We start from the raw sequence: 20,684 nt of genomic DNA on the forward strand, positions 1-20,684 counted from the left end.
GAACCCACCCGCGGCGTTCGTGTTCGCGGATCCTCCGCCGTGACTCAAGGCAGACCCCTGCCTTGACCGCCCCATAGCCGGGGTGGTGCATCGCGTACACGACAGCCGGTTGCTCAGGAGAAAGTCCCATGGGGGGTGGGATACCAGAAGCCTCTGACAATGGCGCCTGACCAGGTGAGACTTGGCAGGACGTGGAAACCTCCTGCCGGACTCGGGTGTCTGGGGCGCATGCACATGCCCCATGTGGCCCGTCAGCCTTGCACGTTCGCTGTCAGACCCCCCTGGCAACATGTCCTGCATGGTCGACAGAGATGCGCAACATCCGGCAACCGATGCGGTCCGGGCCTGCTGGACTCGCCACTACAGCCGCCCGGACGAGGGCGGGGCAGTATCCATCAGGCAAGCCTGGCAGCCCATCATGCAGTTCATCACGGATGACCTCGTAAGGGCCGGAGTCGACGCCGATTCCATCCACACGGAGCTGAGGAAGTCCCTCCCTAGCGCCTACTCGCCGAGCGGTAAGCTCTGGGACCTCGTCGTTCTAGACAATGGCGTTCCGATCGCCGCCATGGAAATAGTGTTCCAGTCCGGCACCGGCGCAGGGCCAAATTTCAGAAACCGAATCTCCGAAGCTGTAGCAGATTCCATCGGCCTCTTGCAGTCGTACCGGAGATCGACGGTCGCACACCTCACACCCTTCATTGGCCGGATGTTCGTCCTTGAAGAGACAACGGAGACCACAAAACCACGACGTTGGCCGCATCAGTTGCTTGAAGACCCCGCAGCAACGACGGCCCCGCAAAGCGTCCTGGACCGCTATACAAGCGCTTTCCGCGAACTCATCGGGGACGGCACATATAGCAACATCTGCTACCTCACCTTCGATCGAAAAAATGACGGCTTCGTCCGCGAGCCATGCCCCGATATGGGGTACAGAAAATTCATTCAGTCCGCAGCAGACCGAATCGCGCAGCTACGGAAATTGAACAAAGAATCCTCCGTCAGCGCCGTGGAGTTCGGACGCCTCCTCGCTCAGCGAGACGACATCGCCGACGTCGTATCCGGGCTAGTCTCGACACCAGAGGGCCTCTCAGCCGCAGAAGCCGCTGTCATCAACCAACGCCGCAAGACGGTGGCCGCACTCCAGAAACTTGCTCTGGACGGCGGGTCCAACGAAACGACCATGCAAAAGGCCCTCAAGGATCTGTACTGGGTTTTCGGAGGACAGTACGTAGGCATCGCCGAGCGACGCGATCTAATGCCTTTGGATCAGCACGACATCCCACTTGTGTGCGCTGACGGAAGTCTTCAAATCGTTGAGCTAAAGGGGCCAGAATGCAAGGTCGTTGAGCGTCACCGAAATCACTTCATCGTCTCCAGTGAAGTCCACAAGGCTGTTGGTCAGTGTATGAACTACCTCCGCACTATGGATGAAACCGGCATGGGGTTGCAGACGGTTCACGAAAACGATCTCGGGATCAGCTATGACTACCGCCGCGCCGGTGGGATCGTGGTAATCGGGCATCCGGGCCGTAAGGGCAGCACGGAAATCGAGCGCAAGCAGGTAGAGCAGACGATCCGCTCCTACAACTCACATCTATCGAGAGTTCAGGTACTCACGTATGCCGATCTCTTGGACAGTGCAGAGCGAGCCCTCGGGGTTGGAGGGCAACCATAAAGCCATCCAGATCTTTCCCGGAGATTCGGCCTTCAGTGAGGCAGTTGGTCCTGACGGTGTCGCGAAGCATCACACCCTTCACAACAGCCCCAGGGAGCTGGTGACGCGCTCCAGATGGCCAGCGCGCAGCATCACCTTCTTGTGCTGCCCGTCTCGTACAGGGCCTCGGCCCGGTGCAAGTAGAGGGACGACTGGGGTTGAGGCAGGAAGGGCCTTCCGTGCGTTGTCAATGGCCGTCGTGATCGAGTGGACACGGTCTTTCGTGTGGCCGCTCTCGGAGGCATGCACTCCCATTTCCGCCAGGATGAACGCTCCGAAGTGGCCTTGTCTCGGTATAGCTACCGCCAGGTGGCGTGTAGCGCAGTGTTACTGCCGCGGTGCTTGACTCTCAACTGGCCGTCGGGGCCTCGGTTTCGGCCTGCCGGGCGCGTCGCTGCGCGCGTACGCCACTGCCTGACCTGTCCGGGGCCGACCAGTCCGGCTCATCCCCGGGGTCCTTCGTCGCCACCTTGGTCACCCGCAGCCCGGCGGCCCGGCCCCGGGTGTGCTGACTCGTATCGCACGTCAGCAACCGCACGTCGCGGCCGGCCAGGCCCTGGATGGCCACCATCCGGTCGATGATTTCGACATCGGGGCGGTCCAGGCGCACGTGGCCGGGGGGATCGAGGATGATCTCAACATTGACCCTGCCGCGGGTCTCGCCGTCCTGAACAGTGTGCTCACCCTCATGCAGGACTCCGTGGGTGTCGCCCTTGAGGACCCCGTCGAGGAGACCGAGCGTGTGGGCGGCACGCCAGCGGGCCCGCTGCTTGCTGGCGTCCTTGAGGTCGTCCAGCTCGTCGACCACCACGATCGGGAACAGCAGGCGCACGAACTGCCAGCGCGGCACGTCGAGCACCTCGTGCAGGTCGACGTCGGCCAGCTTCACCTCGTTCTGGATGTAGAAGCTGGAGTCGGCCACGACGAACACCTCCCGCTGGCTCCACCGGCCGATCCGCGTATCCAGCGCAGCCACGGCTGCCTCGAACGCCTCGATCCGTTCGGCGACCTCAAGTTGGACCAAGCCGTTCACGAGTCGCTGCTGGGCGGTCCCGGCGAGCGTGCCGCAGCTGCCCAGCAGCGCCCGGTAGCGGTCAGTGAACACGAGCTGGTCGAGATCCCGGTCACTGATCTGGGAGCGCAACATTCGCGCAGACTCCGTGGCCCACTCCAGATACGCCAGCAACCCCTCGAAGGCGCTGCCGTACGGCCGCCGCAGGTTCATCGCCGTGGTGTGGACGCCGCTGAGGGCCTGCCGGATGTTCTTCCGGTCTGCGCCGGGGCGCGGTGTGATGAGCATGCGGTGATCCTGCCAGCGCGGCCCGCTGCACCACGACCGCAGCCCACCCCGTGTTCCTCGGCAAGTGCGGCTCAAGCCGGGCCCACTCCCGATCCAAAAGATCACCTCGCCCCACACCGCCCGGAACGACGTCCGCGCAGCCCGGTCACGCGACGCGTCAGACACGCTCTAGAAATCCAGTGAAGATGTTGGAGTTGGGTCGTTCGGTCAATGGGTCGGGGTGGCCCGTTGCGCCTGGTCAGGGGCTGGTTGGGGCGAGGGTCCAGGTTCCGTTGTGGTGGTCGAGTCCGAGGTTGATCAGTCGGCGGAGGTTGAGGGCGGCGGCCCGGTGGCGGATCCAGCGTTCGCCTTTGATGGTGCCGCGGCAGGGCAAGCGGCGGTTGCCTCGGTGGACGAGCCAGGCGATGGTCCGTTCCACGGCGGGACGCCAGCGGCGGTAGTCAGCCTGCCAGGTAGGGTCGGCGGCTTGCTGCCGGGCGGCTTCCTGCAGGTGGTGGTGCGGGCGCCAGGTGACGACGCGGCCGCCTTTGGCGGTGGTGCACCGCGGCCTGAGCGGGCAGATGGTGCACTGCTTTGCAGTGAACCAGGCTTTGCGCTGCTGGTGTTTGCCGCCTGGCGGCAGCAGGGCGGTGGTGTGGCCAGCCGGGCAGGTGACCGTGCCGGCCGCCGCGTCGATGCGGAAGTCGTCGAGGGTGAAACCGCCGGTGACGGCCTTCTTCAACGCGGCCGGTTTGATCAGAAGGCGGTGCCCGGCCGCGGTCAGCGTCGCCCACAGGGCGGCGGTGGAATAGGCGGAGTCGGCCAGGACATCAAGTGCTCGGGTCTCCTCGTTGAGCAGGGGCCGACGGACCGTGTGTACGTGTGCTCCGGCGCACGCCCCAAGATGTGGTGCGATCCTGCTCATTGTGTGGTGGGGTACCCGCCACTGACGGCGCCCGGCGGCGAGCCCCGCACTTGGCGGGTCCGCTTTATGTTGTGCCCGGCACCGGCGCCAGCCCCTGTGCCGGGAGACCAAGGGCAATCGGTCGCAACTGAACACGAGGTGATCGGTGCGGGTGTACCGGCTGCGGGATCAATCGATGTCCACCTCGGACTCCAGGGCACGACGTAGTTGTTCGAGTTTTGGTGGCAGTAGGTGCGTGAGTTCGTAGCGATGGCGCCCGCTGTTGTAGCTGCGGATGAGTCCGCGCTGTTGCAGAGGCATGCCCTGGCGGCGCCGGGTGTATGAGCCGTCGTCGTGCAGCGTTCCGGCGTGGTTGTGGGCGAGGGAGACCCACAGCGCTGTGGCGCTGCCCTCGAGGGTTTCGGTCAGTTCCGTGCGGATGGGGAGCCAGCGGTCGAGGGCATCCCGGCTCAGCGGGGACAGGGGAAGGGTTTCGCGGAGTGGCGGGGTGTCCGTGCCGTGCTGTGGTCGGCGGAGGATGTCGATGCTTCGACCGTTTCCTGAGAGGTGGTCGATGCGCTGGGCCACCAATTCTCCCACTCTGGCCCGGGTGTCGAGTGCGACCGCCAGTACGGCGATGAACCTGGCGTGAGCGGGTGACCGAACCCTCGACAGATCGTGTCGCAGCCGGCGTCGCAGGGCTCCGAGCCGCTCGCTCTCGGGTACGGACTTCAGCGTGACAGGTCCGGCGGTTTCCAGGGCGATGACCGGCAGTCCCGCCGACCGGCGGATGATCGTCAGGCAGGCCAGCCGGGCAGCGTTCGTCGGCCCGGAAGTGGGCGGCTTCTCGCCGTTCACCAGGCGACTGCGCAGCGCGCCGGTCTTCGCCACCTGGACGTAGTGCCGTAGGACCGCCTCGTCGAGGAGCTGCGGTAGATCCCTTCGGGCTCCGCCGGGCAGCAGGTGCTGCTCGAGGGCGACGGTCAGCTCCTGACGCACCATGCCGAGCTGCCGCCGGCGTGCGGGCCCGACGGCCAGACTGCGGAGAAGCTCGTCGAGGACCGTGATGGACGGATGTGACACAAGGGCATTGTGCAGCACAAGTCGATGCGCGAGCTGCCGCTAATAACAGGCCCCATGCGCCATGAGGCGGCGTACCGCCCCTTTCGGGGCGCACAACGGAGATAAGCCATCAGCAAGGGAGGGTGGTGGCGTTGCGGCCGCTTCAAGGCCGCGCTGCGGCAGGGAGGGTCAAGCTGCGCCAGGCTCATCCAGTGGGACCAGTTTGGGACCACACGGTGCGCACGCTGCCAAACGGAATCCGTTATGCCCAACCTTGAGAAGCGTCTTTTGGTGTCGATTGCCCCTTTTTGGGGGATGTCTACTTGACTGGGGGTCAAGGGGTCGTGGGTTCAAATCCCGCCGTCCCGACCAGCGATTTTCGCAGGTCGGAGGCCGTTCTCGCATGATGCGGGGACGGCCTTTCTGATTTGTGTCGGCTTGTGGTCGCAAGGCGGTCGCAGGTGTTGGAGATCTTGGGGCTGGGGTGGAGTAACCCCTGGTCCTGGTGGGCTGTCTGATGATGGTCATCTGGTTGTGCAGCTGGGGGATGTGGTCGCGGAGCGGTCGCGGGGTAGTGATCGGCCGTGGGGCAGTGGGTGGCCGGTCGGCTCGGGTGAGGACTTTGTCGATAACGTCAACGGCTTCGCGGGCGGCCTGGGCGGTCAGATGGCTGTAGATGTTCGCTGTGGTGGAGAGCGTCGAGTGGTGCAGGGTCTTCGACACCACGGTGAGCGGCACGCTGGCGTTGAGCGTGATGGTGGCCGACAGGTGCCGGAGATCATGGATCGTGGTGCGGGAAACACCGGCTTGCCGGCAGCGGTAGTGGAAGTGGTTGAGGACGTACTCCGGGCGGAGTGGCTGTCCGTCGTCGCGGTGGAAGACGAAGGCGCCCTCGAGCCCCTCGGCGGTGGAGGGGCATCGTTCGCCTCTGCGAGGTCGCAGGTCGTCGGCGACGCGGCGGGAGATCGCGACCCAGTTGCGGCTGCTCCTGGTCTTCGGCGTCGTGATCACGAGGCGGTTGTTGTCGATCGCGGACAGAGGGGTGTGTATATAGAGGACACGCTTGTCCAGGTCGATATTCTCCCAGCGCAGGGCGAGAGCCTCTCCCTTGCGGATGCCGGTTCCGATGAGGACTTCGACGAGATCGGCCATGAGCGGGTCCGCAGCATGGCAGTACCGCAGGAAGACGACAGCCTCATCGATCGTCCAGATGCGGCGCTCGGCGGCGGCCGGCCGGGGGATGATCGTGGGCCGGGCCGGGTTGTGGTCGAGCCGGTGGTGCCGGAAACGCTGTCCGCGACACGTGACCTCGACGGGCGGCTCGAACTGTTTGCCTCCGGCGAGGGCCGGGTGGACCGCAAGGCACAGTCGGCGCCGAACGTATGGCAGGACTGGGAGAGCTTCGGTCCCGGCACGTCCGGGTCCGGGTCCGGTGCCAACGCCGACGGCCGTATCGAGATCATCGCCGGGACCTCCGCCAGCCCGCCCCTGGCGTGAGTCCGCTCGGGCACCACGGGTTTCACAGGGATTTCATCGGCCACTGCCACTGTCGTCCGATGAACTCGGCCGACCGACCGTGCACCGCATCGGACGGCAGACGCGTAGGCCCACTACATCGGGAGAATCGAATGAGAAGAGGAAGAATCGCGGCCGCGTTAGCCGCTCTTCTGCTGACATCCGGGCTTTCGCTGGCGCAGGGGTCCACGGCGCAAGCGGCAATAGCACGGGCAGCAACAGCTCCGTGCGAGGGCACGTACACGATCGTTGTCGGGGGCACGTGGAGCAGGTGGGACAACGACCGTTTCACCGGCAACATCCAGCAGCACGTGGGGTACATGAGTGATATCCCCACCGGCCTGGGCGTCCGGTCGGGCGTCAACGAGCTGAACCGGCTGGTCCGAGAACAACGTGCCGCGTGCCCGGGACAGCACGTCAAGATGGGCGGGTACTCCTTGGGCGCCGCGGTGGTGCACGTCTGGATCAGCGAGAACTGGCAGACGTTCGGCGGCAACGTCAACGCGATTCTCCTCGCGGACCCCAAGCGTCAGGGCGGGCCCGGCACCAACGGCAGCACCTCGCCGTGGGGCCCCCTCGTCGGCTTCCCGCTCGCAGGCACTGACCGGAACTTCGGCAACGTACCGGTCAAGTCGATCTGCTACTGGGACTACATCTGCGACGAATCCGCCGGTATCGGGACCTACCCGAAGAACCACAACGACAACTACTGGCCGGACTTCAACATGGATCACCACAACGACGACGCCAACGAGCAGTGGTACAACGGCGCGTGGTATCCCTGGTAACCACGGGAAGGTCCGTCGGGCGGGTGCGTAACCGAGGTACCGCCATGGCGATGGCGTGGTGGTACCCGGACCATCTTTGCAGCGGAATTCCGCTGGGCATGCTTGCCAACGCGCGATCTACACCACCAACGCCGATCCGCGATTCGAGGGCAAGGGGCACTCGCCGATTGGCGCCCGATCGGCGAAGACCACTGGTACTCCCGGGGGCGAGGCAGTGGTGGCAGATCTTCCTGAGATGCCCGGCGTGAGCCGCGACGGCTGCGGCGGCACCCCTGCCCTTGACTCGGGCTTGGGACCAGTTTGGGACACGCGATCCGCACACCATCGAACGATGCCCCTAATACCCCACGTCGAGAAACCCCATTTGATGGATATTGTGTACACCTGATGAGGTGTCAACTTGACTGGGGGTCAAGAGGTCGTGGGTTCAAATCCCGCCGTCCCGACAGATCGAGCGGGGATCTTCCCAGCTCAGAGGTCCTGTCTCCATCACTGGAGGTAGGACCTTCGTCGTTGTGGCGGGCGATCTTGTGTGCCGAGCCATGCTCTGATCGCCTGCGCGGTCGTGTGGGCGTGCTCCTCGGTCATGGTCCAGTGGTCGCCGGGGACGTCCACGGCGGTGTGCGGCATCGGCCAGGAGGTTCGCGGCTCGTCGGACACCGTGCCCGGCCTGCCGTGGGCGGGTGGTCTCGGCAGCGGTTCGCCGGCGCGGATCAGCAGGGTCGGGACGTCTGCCGGTTCCGGCTGCCAGCCGCGGGCGATGCGGGTGTAGGCGCCGAGGGCGGCCAGGGACATGTCGTCCACGGCCGTGTCGAACCGCTCGCCCATGCGCAGGGGGAGACGGGCGGGCAGGGCGAGCAGCCACGGTTCGTCTTCGAGGTCGGGGGTGACGTGGTAGGTGTCGACGAGGACGAGGCCGACCGGTGGTGTGCCCGTCGCCGCGAGGCGCGCGGCCACCGAGTGCGCCGGGCAACCGCCCATCGAGGAGCCGAGGACCGCGTACGGGCGGTCGCCGAGGTGTTTGCGCACCGTGCCGGCATGCAGGTCGACGAGGGTCTCCCAGTCGCGCGGAACCGCGTCGCCGTGGACGACGCCGGGGTGCTGGATCTCGAGGACGTCCCGTTCGCCGGCGAAGGAGGCGGCCAGGGCCGCGTGCCAGGGCCTGCCGAGGGCGGGGGAGAAACCGGGGAAGCACACGAGCACGGGATCAGCTGTGCCTTCCGCGAGTTCGAGGGGCGCGAGCTCGTGCCGGCCGCTGTCGGCACGTTCGAAGACGGGCACGGCGAGTGAGGCGGTCACCAGCAGGCGCATCGCCGATACGACGTCTCCTGTCTCGCACACACGCCGGTAGAGGGAGGTGAGGGTCTGCGACGGCCGTCCCGTTGTCCGTGGGGCGGCGGGCCCGGCGGTGTCGGACTCTTCGAGCATGGCGCCGCTCAACTCCTGGTGGAGATGGCCGGCCAGCTCGGCGGCGCTCGGCCACTCGAACACGACGGTGGCAGGCAACGGCAGACCGGTGAACGTACTCAGACGGTTGCGCAGTTGCACCCCGCTCAGGGAGTCGAAGCCCAGCTCGGCGAAGGGGCGGCCGGGGGCCACGGCGTCCGCGCCGGCATGGCCGAGCACCATGGCCACTTCCTCGCGGACGAGATCCAGCAGGGCTGTCGCCCGGTCGGATCCGGGCAGCGCGGCGAGCCGTTCCCGCCAGGATCCGGCCGCGAATCCGGCATCGTCGCCCGCACCCGCACCCGCCCCGGCAGTCGGACGGGCTGTGCGCAACAGTCCGCGCAGAGGCGGCGGCACCGGGCGCCCGACGGTCCCCGCCCGCCGGGAACGGTCCAGCAGTAGCGGGGCGAGCACCGGTTCGCCGCTGCCCAGCGCGGCGTCGAACATCGCCAGGCCCTGTGCGGGGGAGACGGCCCGCAGCACGCCGTCCAGGGCCTGGCCGTGGCCGGCGGTGCGCGCCGCCATGCCCTCCCCGCCCGCCCACGGGCCCCAGGCGAGGGAGAGCGCCGGCAGGCCGAGGGCGGCGCGGTGGTACGCGAGCGCGTCCAGGAAGGCGTTCGCGGGGGCGTAGTTGGCCTGGCCGGCGGTGCCCAGCAGTCCGGCCGCCGAGGAGAACAGGACGAAGCGGGACAGGGGCAGACGCCTCGTCACCTCGTGAAGATTCCAGGCGGCGTCCACCTTCGGCCGCAGCACCGCGGCAAGCCGCCCGGATGTCAGGGCCTCCATCACACCGTCGTCCAGGACCCCGGCGGCATGCACGACGGCGGTCAGCTCGTGCGCGTACGTGGTCACGACGGCGGCCAGCCGGGCGCGGTCGGCGGCATCGCACGCGATCACGTCCACGCGGGCGCCGGACTCCTCCAACTCTGCCGCGAGCCGCCGCGCGGCAGCCGACCGGAGGCCGTGACGGCTGAGGAGGACGAGTCGGCGGACGTGGTGCCGGGCCACGAGGTGCCGGGCCAGCAGGCCCCCGAGGGCTCCGGTGCCGCCCGTCACCAGGACCGTGCCGTCTGCCGGAAAGCCGCCCGGCCGGGTCGGTGAGCCGGCCAGCCGGGGGACGCGTACGGCTCCTTCCGCGAGGGAGATCTGGGGTTCGCCGGTGGCGACGGCGGCGGGCAACAGGCGTAGCGAATCGGGTCGGCCGTCGATGTCCACGACCGTGAGGCGCCCGGGATACTCCGCCTGCGCGGAACGCACCAGACCCCACACCGCCGCGGCCGGGAGGTCCGGCTCCGTGGATGTGGCGCCGCGTGTCACCACGACGAGGCGCGATCCGGGCGCGGCCGGGACGGACAGGCGGGCCTGCAGCACGGCCAGGGCACGTGCGGTCAGCACATGGGTGGCCACGACGGGGTCGGCGCCCGAGGAGGGGGCGGACAGGGAGAGCACCACCGCCCCGGGGTCGCTCCGCCGTGCGGCAGGCGGCTCGGGGAGCACGGAGCGCAGGCCGAGGTCGTCGGGTTCCGCCACGAACAGGGGCGGTCCGTCGCCGTCGGCCCGGATGCCGGCCCACCGCAGGCCGTACAGCCGCCCGGCCGCGCTCGCTTCCGCGGCCGCGGAAGCGACGGATTCCGGCACCGGCCGGACGGTCAGGGAATCCACCCGGGCCACCGGCCTCCCCGCCGGGTCGGCGAGGTCCACGGAGGCCGTGTCGCTGCCGGTGGCGCGTACGCGTACGCGCAGCGCCGTGGCACCGACCACGTACACGCTCATGCCGCGCCAGGCGAAGGGCATCCGGGCGGGCCCGGTGGCCGGCGCGGCGAGCAGTGACGCGTGCAGGGCGGCGTCCAGCAGGGCGGGGTGGATGCCGTACCGCCCGGCGTCGGCGCTCGTCGCCCCGGGCAGCCGTACCTCGGCGAACACTTCCTCGTCCGGCCCGCGCCAGACGGCCGTGACGCCCTGGAACGCCGGGCCGTACGCGTGACCGGCGTCGGCCAGGCGGTCGTAGGCGTCCGTGAGGTCCACGGGCACGGCACCCCGGGGCGGCCACGCGGAAGCGCCGCGATCACGCCCTCCCTGCCCGGTGGCCGGGCCGAGCCGCCCGGTCGCGTGGTGCGTCCAGGCGCCGAGCGGGCCCGACTCTCCCGGGCGGGAATGGACGTCCGCGGTGCGGCGGCCGGAGGCGTCCGGTTCACCGAGGACCACCTGCACCTGGACCCCGTCCCCGGTGCCGGGCAGGGGCAGCGGAGCCAGCAGCGCGAAGTCCTCGACGACGTCCAGCCCGCACGCGTCGCCCGCGTGGACCACCATCTCGGCGAACGCGGCGGCGGGTACGAGCACCTGCCCGGCGATGACATGGTCGCGCAGCCACGGCTGGGCCGCGACGGAAAGGTGACCGGTGCACAGCAGGCGCTCCGTGCCGGGCAGGGTGGTCGTCCCGGTCAGCAGAGGATGTCCGCCGTCGGCCGACGCGGGGGCCGTGTCGTCCAGCCAGTAGCGCTGCCGCTGGAAGGGGTAGGTCGGCAGATCCACCCGCCGGGCGCCGCTGCCCGCGTACACCCGGGGCCAGTCCACCGGCAGACCGTGCGCGTGCAGCCGGCCGAGCGCGGTCAGGACCGCTTCCGCCTCCGGTACGCCGGCTCGTACGGTGGCCGTGCACATCGGCCCCTCGCGCTCCCCGGCGACGCCGCTCATGGCAGCTGTCGTGAGCTGCGCGTCGGGGCCCACCTCGGCGAAGGCGGTGACCCGCTCGTCGTGGACGAGACGACGCGTCGCGTCACCGAATCGTACGGATTCGCGGGCGTGGCGCACCCAGTACGCCGCCGAGCGCAGATCGCCCCCTTCCGCCCGGCGTCCCGTCAGCGTCGACATCACCGTGACGCGCGGCTTCCCGTACGTCATTCCCGACGCGACGCGGCCGAACTCGGCGAGCATCGGTTCCACCAGCGGTGAGTGGTAGGCATGGGCGGCCCGCAGCCGCGTGGTGCGGCGTCCGCGGCCGGCGAACCGGGCCGCGACGGCGCGTACGGCCTCCTCCTCCCCGGAGACGACGACCGACCGCGGACCGTTCACCGCCGCGATCGCCACACGGTGCGCGAGATCCGCCAGCTCTTCCGCCGCCTCGTCCTCGGACGCCTCCACTGCCACCATGGTCCCGCTGCCGGGCAGTTGACGCATGAGCCGCCCCCGGGCCGCGACCAGCTCCACCGCTTCCGGCTCCGACAGGACGCCCGTGACGTGAGCCGCCGTCAGCTCGCCCACGGAGTGGCCGGCCACGGCGTGCGGCCGCACGCCCCAGGACTCGAGCAACCGGAACAGCGCCACTTCGAAGACGAACAGCCCGGCCTGCGCGAAGTCGGCCCTGTCCAGCAGAGCGGCATCGCCGGTGTTCCCGTCCGCCCACAGCACGGAACGCAGTGGCCTCTCCAGGTCGCCGGTGCCGTCGAACCGTTCGCACAAGGCATCGAAGACGGCCGCGAAGCCGGGAAAGACGGCGTGCAGTCCCCGGCCCATGCCGGGCCGCTGCGCGCCCTGGCCCGAGAAAAGCAGTGCCAGCCGCCCGGACGGCGCTATCGGCCCCGCCCCGGAGCTTCCCGGCGCGTCACCGGTGGCCGCCCATGCGTCCAGAGCCTTCAGCAGCGTCTCGCGGTCCCCCGCGGTCACGGCTGCCCGGTGCGTGAGCGCCGCCCGGGACGTGGCGAGGGAAAAAGCGACGTCCAGCGAGGTCAGCTCGGGTCGTTCCCGCAGCAGGTGCGCCACCTGCCCGGCTCGCGCGCGCAGGGCCCGCGGATCCGCGCCCGACAACAGCAGCGGCGGCACCGTACTCCAGGGCCTTTCGGGAGAAGCCTGCTCAGCGGTGTTCTCAACGGCCTCTTCCAGGAGGACGTGGGCGTTGGTCCCGCCGATGCCGAAGGCGGACACCCCGGCCCGGCGTGGGCTGCCGGGCGCCGGGTGCCACTCCTCCTCCCGCGTCAGGAGCCGTACGGCGCCTGACGCCCAGTCCACATGCGGTGACGGCTCCTCGCAGTGCAGGACGCGCGGCAGCCGTCCGTGGCGCATCGCCATGACCGTCTTGATGACACCTCCGATACCGGCGGCGGCCTGGGTGTGCCCGATGTTGGACTTGAGCGCCCCGAGCCACAGCGGCCGGTCGCCGGGCCGCTCCCTCCCGTACACGGCTTGCAGTGCCCGGGCCTCCACGGGGTCGCCGAGCGCGGTACCCGTGCCGTGGGTCTCGACCGTGTCGACGTCCGCCGGGGACAGGCCGGCGGCGGCGAGGGCCTGACGGATCACCTCCTGCTGGGCCGGGCCGCTCGGCGCGGTCAGGCCGTTGGACGCGCCGTCGGAAGCGACCGCCGAGCCGCGAAGGACGGCCAGCACCGGATGGCCGTTGCGCCGGGCGTCGGAGAGGCGCTCCAGCAGGACCACTCCGGCGCCCTCCGCCCAGGCTGTGCCGTCGGCGGCGGCCGAGAACGGTTTGCACCGGCCGTCCGGCGCGAGGCCGCGCAGCCTGCTGAACGCGACGAACGGGGCCGCGGTGGCCATGACGGTGACGCCCCCGGCCACGGCCAGAGAGCACTCGCCGGACCGCAGCGCCTGTGCCGCCGAGTGCACGGCCACCAGCGACGACGAGCAGGCGGTGTCCACGGTCACGGTGGGCCCGCGCAGGTCGAGGGCGTAGGCGATGCGCCCCGAGGCCACGCTGCCCGCCGAGCCCAGGGCGAGGTCCGCCTCCAGCTCGTGCGGGCCGCGGTGCAGGAAACGGCCGGCGTAGTCGTCGTGCATCACACCGACGAAGACACCGGTGTCGCTGCCGCGCAGGGCCGCCGGGTCGATACCCGCGCGCTCGCAGACCTCCCAGGTGGTCTCCAGCAGCAGCCGCTGCTGCGGATCGGTGGCCAGTGCCTCCCGTGGGGACATCGCGAAGAAGGCCGCGTCGAAGTCGGCCGCCCCGCGCAGGAAGCCGCCGCGCCGGGTGACGGAGGTGCCGAGCCGGTCGGGGTCCGGGTCGTGGAGACCGGACAGGTCCCATCCTCGGTCGACGGGGACGTCCGAGGTCGCGTCGATCCCGTCCGCGACCAGCCGCCACAAGTCCTCGGGCGAGGCCACGCCACCCGGGTACCGGCAGGCCATCGCGACGACGGCGACCGGCTCGGCCGGAGGCACACGCGCCGCGCCGCCGTCCGGGGCCGGGCCACCGAGTAGCCCGGCCTCCAGGAACGCCGCCGCGGCGGCGGGCGTCGGGTGGTCGAACACCAAGGTCGCGGGCAGCTCCAGGCCGGTGACCGTGCCCAGCCGGTCACGCAGCACCACACCCCCGAGAGACGTGATCCCGAAGGCGGTGAAGGGCCGGTCCGGTGCGAGGCCCCGTTCCGGCACGCCGCTCGCCCGCGCCGTCGCGGCGAGGACGAGACCCAGCACGGCGTCGGACCGGCCGGACGGGGACAGCGCCGACAGACGCCGGCGCAGGGCGGACGCCGTGGCCTCGCGCGCCGGACCCAGCCGCTCGGCCAGCTGCCGGGCCAGCGCGGAACGGTCGGTCTTGCCGGAGGGGGTACGGGGCACGGCGTCGGTCCCGTACACCTCGTCGGGCACCTTGAAGCCCGACAGCCGCTCCCGGCACAGGGCACGTACGCGGTCGGTGTCGACGCGGTGCCCCGGTTCGGCGACCACGAAGGCGACCGGCACCTCGCCCAGCACGTCGTGCGGTCTGCCGACGACGGCCCCGTCCGCGACGCCGGGGCAGGCGAGCAGCACGTTCTCGACCTCGACCGGGTTGATGTTCTCGCCGCCGCGGATGATCAGTTCCTTGACGCGACCTGTGACGCGCAGCCCGCCGTGCCGTTCGCGGCGGCCGAGGTCTCCCGTGCGGTACCAGCCGTCCTTGAACGCCCGTGCCGTGTCGTCCGGGCGGTCGTGATACCCGAGCATCAGGTTGGGACCGCGAACCCGGATCTCTCCTTCGCCTCCGTCGGCGACATCCTCACCACTGGCGGGGTCGGTCAGCCGCACCTCGACGCCGGGCACCGGCAGACCGCCGTCCCCTGAGCCACCGAGCCGCTCGACCGCGATCTTCCCGCAGGTCTCGGTACTGCCGTAGCCGTCGAGCAGCGGGGCGCCCAGTAGTTCCTCGACGTCCGCCCGTAGCTCCGGGGGACACGGCGCGCCTCCTGTGACGCACAGACGCAGGCCGGCCGGCGATCGTAGGGAGGCTTCGCGGGCCGCGCTCGTGAGCAGGCGGTAGGTGGCGGGCACGCCGGCCATGATGGTGAACCGCTGTTCGGTGAGTGCCTGTGCGACGTTCGCGCCTCGGTCGAGGAGGTACGCGCTCGCGCCCACGGCCACCACTCCCAGCAAGCACAACGAGTGCGCGTAGGCGTGGAACATGGGCAGCGGCCACAGCAGTCGGTCCTGCGGCCCCAGGTCCCAGAACGGGACGTAGGCCGCCGCCACGGACCACAGCGCGGCGCGCTGGCTGGAGACCACCCCCTTGCTCCGGCCCGTGGTCCCCGAGGTGTAGAGGATCCAGGCCGCCTCGTCGAGCCCGAGGTCGTCCCGTGGCGTGCGTCCCGGGTCCGCCCCGGCGAACTGCTCGAAGACGTGCGTGCCCGCCGCCGCTCCATGCGGCATGGCCTCCGTGCCCACCACCAGGATCCGTGACCGCAACCGTGGCCGTTCGGCGGCCAATCGCGAGACCCGGGGCAGCAGCGTCCGCTCGGTGATCACCGCCACCGCTCCGCTGTCGTCGAGGAAGTGGGCGAGCTCCACGTCCGCCGCCCCGGAATCGAGCGGAACACCCACCGCCCCCGCCCGTAGAACCGCGAAGAAACCCTCGACCGTCTCCACCCGGTTGCCCAGGAGGAGCACCACCCGGTCGCCCCTCCGTACCCCCAAGCGCACCAGGTGTCCCGCCAGCCGACGGGTCCGCACTTCCAACTCCTGGTACGTGACGCCCCGTCGCGCGTCCAGGAAGGCGGTCTTTCCTCCGGATCGGGCCGCGTGCGCCTCCAGCACGCCCGGCAACGCGCGGATGAGTTCGCCCCGGATCTCCGTCATTTCGGCGCCTCCGGCGACGTGGCGTGTGGGTCCACTCCATGAAACCAAGGGTGTCCCATCACCGACAGACCCAACCGCCGCCGGGCCGGGATCGTCGAGACGCCGCCCAAGGGCCGGCAGCGGGTGAGGAGTTCGCGGTGGTCCGCACCATGAACGTCACTTGGACGCGAACGGGCCGGTGGTGACAAAGCGGTGGAGTTGGCGGGCGAAGCTCTGTGCCTCTTCGGGTGGCCAGGAGGCGAGGGACGCCTCGATGAGCGTGGCGAGGCGTTGCCGGGTGGTCCGCACGGTCCGGTGTCCGGTTTCGGTGAGGGCGAGCAGGGTGGCGCGGCGGTCGTCGGGGTCGGGTTCCCGGCGTAGCAGGCCGGCTTCCTCCAGGCGGGTGGCGCGGCGGGTGACGCCGGAGCGGTCCAGGCCGATCTCGCCCGCGAGGTCGGCCGCGCTGCGCGGGCCGGTCCGGGCGAGTCCGCTGAGGACGGGGTAGGTGGTCTCGTCCACCGCCTCGCCCAGGCCGTCCGTCAGGCGGGCGTACAGCTGTGCCCGGGTGCCTCGCCTGAGCAGGGTTCCCAGGGCGTCGGCGATCTCGTGTCCCACATCGTCGGTCATGGCCCAAGAATAGCGTGCGCGACGCACGCAATCTGTAGTACGGTGCATATGCGTGCTCAGCGCACGCACTTTCCGCCGAAACGCGAACCCCAAGGGGACCCTCATGACCGTCGCCGGCACCCGCACCGACGTCCGCGCCGCCCTCACCGACCTGCTCCTCACCCCGGGCCTCGACCTCGACGAGGCCGCCGACCGGCACTTCGCCCCCGACTACCGCCAGCGCACCGACGGAAGCTGGGCGGACCGCACCGAGTTCCTCGCCCACATCGCCCACCTGCGCACGGTCGTCGCCGGCGGCTCGGTCGAGGTGCACGACGAACTCTCCTCCGGCGATCGCTACGCCGACCGCCACACGATGGAGGTCATCAAGACCGACGGCTCCACCGTCCGCATGGAGGTCTACCTCTTCGGCGAGTTCGCCCCCGACGGCCGCTTCCGCCGCATCGAGGAGACCACCCTCATGCTCGAAGGCTCCGACGCCGACCGGAACCTCGGCAGCGCCCGCTGAGCCGCATCGCCCACCTGACGCCACGAGGCCGCGCCCGTGCCGGCGCACGGGCGCGCCGCCGTCATCGCCGGGGCCGGCCCGGTGGGGCTCTGGACGCAGCCGACGCGCACCCTGTGCCGCTGAACGCCGCTCGGTGAGCCCACCCGCCCGGCCCGGCTCGGGGTTCCGCCGCCACGGTGGACGACAACCGGGACGAGGCGTAACCCCCGTTCCGGCGGCGGTTGGAGGTCACCGGTCCAGTTGTTACTTCGTATCGGAGACGTATCGAGGAGGTAACCGGGTGAGGCTGTCCCGGGGCCCGGCCCGTACGGGCTGGTGACGGCTTCGGGCGGACCGGAGCGTTTGACCGTGGGGGGTAACCGTGATCCGTAAACACACCGCAGTGATCGTCTCTGTCGCCACGAGTGGAGTACTTCTGCTGTCCGCCTGCGGCGCGGAAAACAAGGGCGGTTCCGCATCCGCCTCTTCGGCGGCCGCTCCCGCGGCGGGCCAGGGCGGGGCCGCCGGCGGCAGCCCGTCGGCCGGGCAGGACCTGAGCCTCCTCAGCGGCACCGCGAAGGCGAACAACGCCTCGCCCAAGACAGGCGACTGGGCAGTCGAGCCCGGGAAACCGGCGACGAAGCCGGAGGCGCTGCGATGGGTGCAGTTGTCGGCCTCGAAGGCCGGGGCACTGAACCCGGTGGTGGTCAACGGGGCGGGCTTCACGCTCTACCGCTTCGACAAGGACACCGCGAACCCGTCGAAGTCCACCTGCGACGGCGACTGCGCGTCCACCTGGCCCCCGGTCGTCGTCGCACCGGGCGGCAAGGTCTTCCTCGACGGCGTCGACAAGTCGAAGGTCGGCACCGTCAAACGGGATGACGGCACGCTCCAGGTCACGGTCGGGGGCTGGCCCGTGTACCGTTTCAGCAAGGACTCCAAGCCCGGCGAGACCAAGGGCCAGGGCGTCGGGGGCACCTGGTTCGGTGTCACTCCCGACGGCAAGAAGGCCGGCGGTGGCGCCGACGGCGACGCCGGCAGTGGCAGCCCCCAGGCCAAGCCCGCCACCAGCGTCGTCCTCTTCGACGACCGGAACTTCGGCGACCCCTCCCAGGGACTGGCCGGCAAGGGATGCCAGAACGTGCCCCGGGACAACGTCGCCTCCTCCCTCCAGGCCCAGGGCAGCCTGAAGATCTGGTCCGAGCGGAACTGCACGGGCAAGTCCAGGATCGTCAACGGTGACGTGGCCGACCTGGCGGCCATCGGCTTTGACAATGACATCTCCTCGGTCTTCTTCGGCTGACGGGCCATTGAGCCGGCTGCCGCCGGTTCAATGGACAGGTCGTCAGACCGCGGTCGGTGTGCGGGCCCGCTGGAAGGCCGACGGAGGGGTGCCGGCCCCGCGCGCGATTTGGACGGGTGCGTCGCCCTATGGACGGCCCCGCGTTTCGTCCGCACGCCGCGCAGGCAGTATCAGGCTGATGAGCCGTTGCGTTCCTCTCTCGCTGGCGGACGAGTTCGTGGCCCGGCACACTTGCGGCCCTCTGATCTGGTGCGTGGTCTTCCTGCTCCGCGGCCGCCCACCGGGCGCGGAGGAGCTGCGACGTCGCGTGGCGGCACGGTGGGCCCATCTGCCGCGGATGCGGTGGGTGTTGATGCCGTCACCCGGGGCGCCGGCCGCCGGCCGGCGTCGCTGGACCGAGCGGTCCGCGTTCGTGGCCGAACACCATGTCCTGCGGGATCCGACCGGACGCACGCTCGAGGCGTGGGCGTCCGGGGCATTGACGCATCCGCTGCCGCCGGACCGGCCCTTGTGGCAGCTGCGCCTCATGCCGTGCCCGACGGAGGGTGGGTACGGGCTGTTGCTGCGCATGCATCACGCCCTGGCCGACGGCCAATCGGCCATCACGTTGATGCGTCTGCTCCTGGACGGCCCCGGCGACGCACGGCCCGCGCCGGCGCGCCGCCCCGAGCGCAGCGACCCGCGCCGCGTCGCGGAGAGCTACCTGCGGGCGGGACTGGCCGTACCGCTCCCTCCGGGGCGCGGTGTCGAGCCGGCTCTCGCCTGGTCACCGGTGGATGCCGACATGTTCCGGGCGGCCCGCCGGGCTCTGCCCGATGGCACGGCGACCACCACCGAGACATTGATGGCGGCCGCGGCGGGAGCCCTTCGTGGCTGTTTCGGCGACCCGGCCGGATGGCCGGGACGCGGCCGTGTCTTCACCTGGGTCCCGGTGAGTCTCCGCACCGCCGAGAACGCCGATGAACTGGGCAACATGGCGAGCGCGCTCCGTCTGCCCCTGCCCGTCGACGGCGATACGCCGGTCGCCCGTCTCTCGGCGTGCCGCGGTCTCGTGGACGCCTTCGGCCGTCGTGCCCTGGACCTGCCCTGGCGACTGGCCCGTCTGGTGCGCCTCATGGGGCCACGGGCCATGGACGCCGTGCTCGCCCGTGCCATGCGGCCCTCACATGCGGCTGTCAGTTGCACAAGTCTGCCGTGGGGACGCACCCCGTGGGCGCTCGACGGGGATCCCGTGGCCCGCGTCGTGGCGTCGTCCGTCGTGCCGCCGGTCGGCTGCTGCCACTTCGTCCTCAGCAACTACGCCGACACCCCTGTCGTCGCCGTGACCACCCACCGTCTGCCCGGCGACGCCCGTCGGCTGGCGGCGGCCTTCGCCCGCGAAGTCGCCCGTCTCGCCGAGTGCGGCGCGGCGTGACGCGGGCCGGGGGAACCGGTCGCAGTGGGCCGCCGCGTGTGCTGGTGGTTTCGGGCGGCATGGGGGCGGGGCACGACGGTGCCGCGCGGGAGCTGGTCCGGCAGCTCGGGGAACGCGGCGTGGCCACGGAGGTGCGTGATTTCCTCGACGCGTTGCCCCGGCCGCACCGGCCACTGCTGAAGGGCTGGCACGCCTTCACGGCCCAGTACACGCCTCGCCTGTTCGACTGGATGGCCCGCTGCGAGGAACGCGACTCGGTCGTCCGGGAGGCGACGCAGAGGGTGTGCCGCACGGCCCGCCGCGCGGTGGCTCGCTGGGCGGCCGGCGGATTCGACGCGGTGGTCTCGGTCTTTCCCCTCGCCACACAGACGCTGGGCATGCTGCGGTGGAGTGGTGAGCTGGGCGTGCCCGTGGTGTGCTGCCTGACCGATCCGGCGCCGAACCGCCTTTGGACGCATCCGGGGGTCGATGTGTATCTGACGGCCCTTGAGGCGACCGCGACCGAAGCCGCGGAGCGTTACGGAGTGGCGATGTCGGTGGGCGGGCCGCTGGTCGACCCCGCGTTCCGTCGGCTGGTGGACGAGGCCGTGCGCCGGGCGGTGCGTGCGGAGTTGGGGGTTTCGCCGGATCGGCTGATGGTGCTGTTGGCGGCGGGGGCCTTGGGTTCCGGTGAGGTGATGGCGAGCGCCACGGCCGTGCGGGACGTGCCCGGCACCGTGGCCGTCGTGTTGTGCGGCCGCAACGACCGGCTGCGGCGCAAGGCCGCGGCCTCGCGCGGCGTGGTGGCGCTCGGCTGGCGCGACGACATGCCGCGGTTGCTGGCCGCGGCCGACGTCCTGGTGCACAACGCCGGGGGCCTGTCGCTGACCGAGGCGCTGGTCGCCGGGGTGCCGGCGGTCAGTTACCGGGTGCTGGCGGGCCACGGCAGGCAGAACGCCGCCACGCTGGCCCGCGCCGGGCTCGTGCCTTGGCCCCGTACCCCTGAGGAGCTCGCCGAGGTGCTGCGCCGACAGGCCTCCCGGGGCCGGATGTCCCTCCTGCCCACGCCGTCGCCCGGGACGGCCGAGACGATCGAGGCGTTGACACGGCGGGGCCGTACGGGCTGAC

General features: G+C 70.5%; 13 protein-coding genes and 1 tRNA gene. 8 read left to right on the plus strand and 6 right to left on the minus strand.

Going from position 1 to position 20,684, the window contains the following annotated elements; genetic code table 11:
- Positions 1-298 precede the first annotated feature (298 nt).
- On the plus strand, positions 299-1,678 hold the full coding sequence (locus tag EKH77_RS27085; RefSeq protein ID WP_164737870.1) for a Shedu anti-phage system protein SduA domain-containing protein: 1,380 nt from the start codon (positions 299-301) through the stop codon (positions 1,676-1,678).
- A gap of 388 nt (positions 1,679-2,066) precedes the next feature.
- Here EKH77_RS27085 and EKH77_RS27090 read toward each other — a convergent pair whose 3' ends face one another.
- The 4 genes from EKH77_RS27090 to EKH77_RS27105 all read right to left on the minus strand — a co-directional run bounded on the left by EKH77_RS27090 (position 2,067) and on the right by EKH77_RS27105 (position 6,114).
- Positions 2,067-3,017 (minus strand): PIN domain-containing protein, encoded by a 951-nt coding sequence (locus tag EKH77_RS27090; RefSeq protein ID WP_126916888.1) that lies wholly within the window; start codon positions 3,015-3,017, stop codon positions 2,067-2,069.
- 238 nt (positions 3,018-3,255) lie between these two features.
- Complete coding sequence (locus EKH77_RS27095) at positions 3,256-3,921, minus strand: transposase (RefSeq protein ID WP_126916889.1); 666 nt, start codon at positions 3,919-3,921, stop codon at positions 3,256-3,258.
- Positions 3,922-4,089: 168 nt separating this feature from the next.
- On the minus strand, positions 4,090-4,983 hold the full coding sequence (locus tag EKH77_RS27100; protein WP_126916890.1) for a hypothetical protein: 894 nt from the start codon (positions 4,981-4,983) through the stop codon (positions 4,090-4,092).
- Between the two features lie 168 nt (positions 4,984-5,151).
- Positions 5,152-6,114 (minus strand): site-specific integrase, encoded by a 963-nt coding sequence (locus tag EKH77_RS27105; RefSeq protein WP_240667556.1) that lies wholly within the window; start codon positions 6,112-6,114, stop codon positions 5,152-5,154.
- A gap of 15 nt (positions 6,115-6,129) precedes the next feature.
- On the opposite strand from EKH77_RS27105, the gene EKH77_RS34035 reads away from it, so the two are divergent.
- The 3 genes from EKH77_RS34035 (at position 6,130) to EKH77_RS33140 (ending at position 7,708) form a co-directional block, all read left to right on the plus strand.
- Complete coding sequence (locus EKH77_RS34035; RefSeq protein WP_240667557.1) at positions 6,130-6,459, plus strand: hypothetical protein; 330 nt, start codon at positions 6,130-6,132, stop codon at positions 6,457-6,459.
- Between the two features lie 131 nt (positions 6,460-6,590).
- Complete coding sequence (locus tag EKH77_RS27110; RefSeq protein ID WP_126916891.1) at positions 6,591-7,265, plus strand: cutinase family protein; 675 nt, start codon at positions 6,591-6,593, stop codon at positions 7,263-7,265.
- Between the two features lie 367 nt (positions 7,266-7,632).
- Positions 7,633-7,708 (plus strand) — tRNA-Leu (locus tag EKH77_RS33140).
- A 46-nt stretch (positions 7,709-7,754) separates the two neighbouring features.
- Here EKH77_RS33140 and EKH77_RS27115 read toward each other — a convergent pair.
- Both EKH77_RS27115 and EKH77_RS27120 read right to left on the minus strand, forming a co-directional pair.
- Positions 7,755-15,767: a type I polyketide synthase gene (locus EKH77_RS27115; RefSeq protein WP_126916892.1), complete on the minus strand. Its 8,013-nt coding sequence runs from the start codon at positions 15,765-15,767 to the stop codon at positions 7,755-7,757.
- 156 nt (positions 15,768-15,923) lie between these two features.
- Positions 15,924-16,373 carry a MarR family winged helix-turn-helix transcriptional regulator gene (locus EKH77_RS27120; protein ID WP_126916893.1) on the minus strand — a complete coding sequence of 150 codons (450 nt, stop codon included), beginning with the start codon at positions 16,371-16,373 and terminating at the stop codon, positions 15,924-15,926.
- 103 nt (positions 16,374-16,476) lie between these two features.
- Between EKH77_RS27120 and EKH77_RS27125 the strand changes: the two genes are divergently transcribed.
- The 4 genes from EKH77_RS27125 to EKH77_RS27140 all read left to right on the plus strand — a co-directional run bounded on the left by EKH77_RS27125 (position 16,477) and on the right by EKH77_RS27140 (position 20,683).
- The gene (locus tag EKH77_RS27125) at positions 16,477-16,881 is read left to right on the plus strand and encodes a nuclear transport factor 2 family protein (protein ID WP_126916894.1); all 405 of its coding nucleotides are present in this window, start codon (positions 16,477-16,479) and stop codon (positions 16,879-16,881) included.
- A 382-nt stretch (positions 16,882-17,263) separates the two neighbouring features.
- Positions 17,264-18,163: a hypothetical protein gene (locus tag EKH77_RS27130; protein WP_240667558.1), complete on the plus strand. Its 900-nt coding sequence runs from the start codon at positions 17,264-17,266 to the stop codon at positions 18,161-18,163.
- Between the two features lie 178 nt (positions 18,164-18,341).
- Entirely contained in the window at positions 18,342-19,577 is a 1,236-nt protein-coding gene (locus EKH77_RS27135; RefSeq protein ID WP_164737871.1) for a wax ester/triacylglycerol synthase domain-containing protein, read from the plus strand.
- A gap of 38 nt (positions 19,578-19,615) precedes the next feature.
- Positions 19,616-20,683 carry a glycosyltransferase gene (locus tag EKH77_RS27140; RefSeq protein WP_126916897.1) on the plus strand — a complete coding sequence of 356 codons (1,068 nt, stop codon included), beginning with the start codon at positions 19,616-19,618 and terminating at the stop codon, positions 20,681-20,683.
- The last annotated feature ends 1 nt before the right edge of the window (position 20,684 follow it).

The sequence above is a fragment of the Streptomyces luteoverticillatus genome (assembly GCF_003970715.1).
Taxonomy (GTDB): domain Bacteria; phylum Actinomycetota; class Actinomycetes; order Streptomycetales; family Streptomycetaceae; genus Streptomyces; species Streptomyces abikoensis.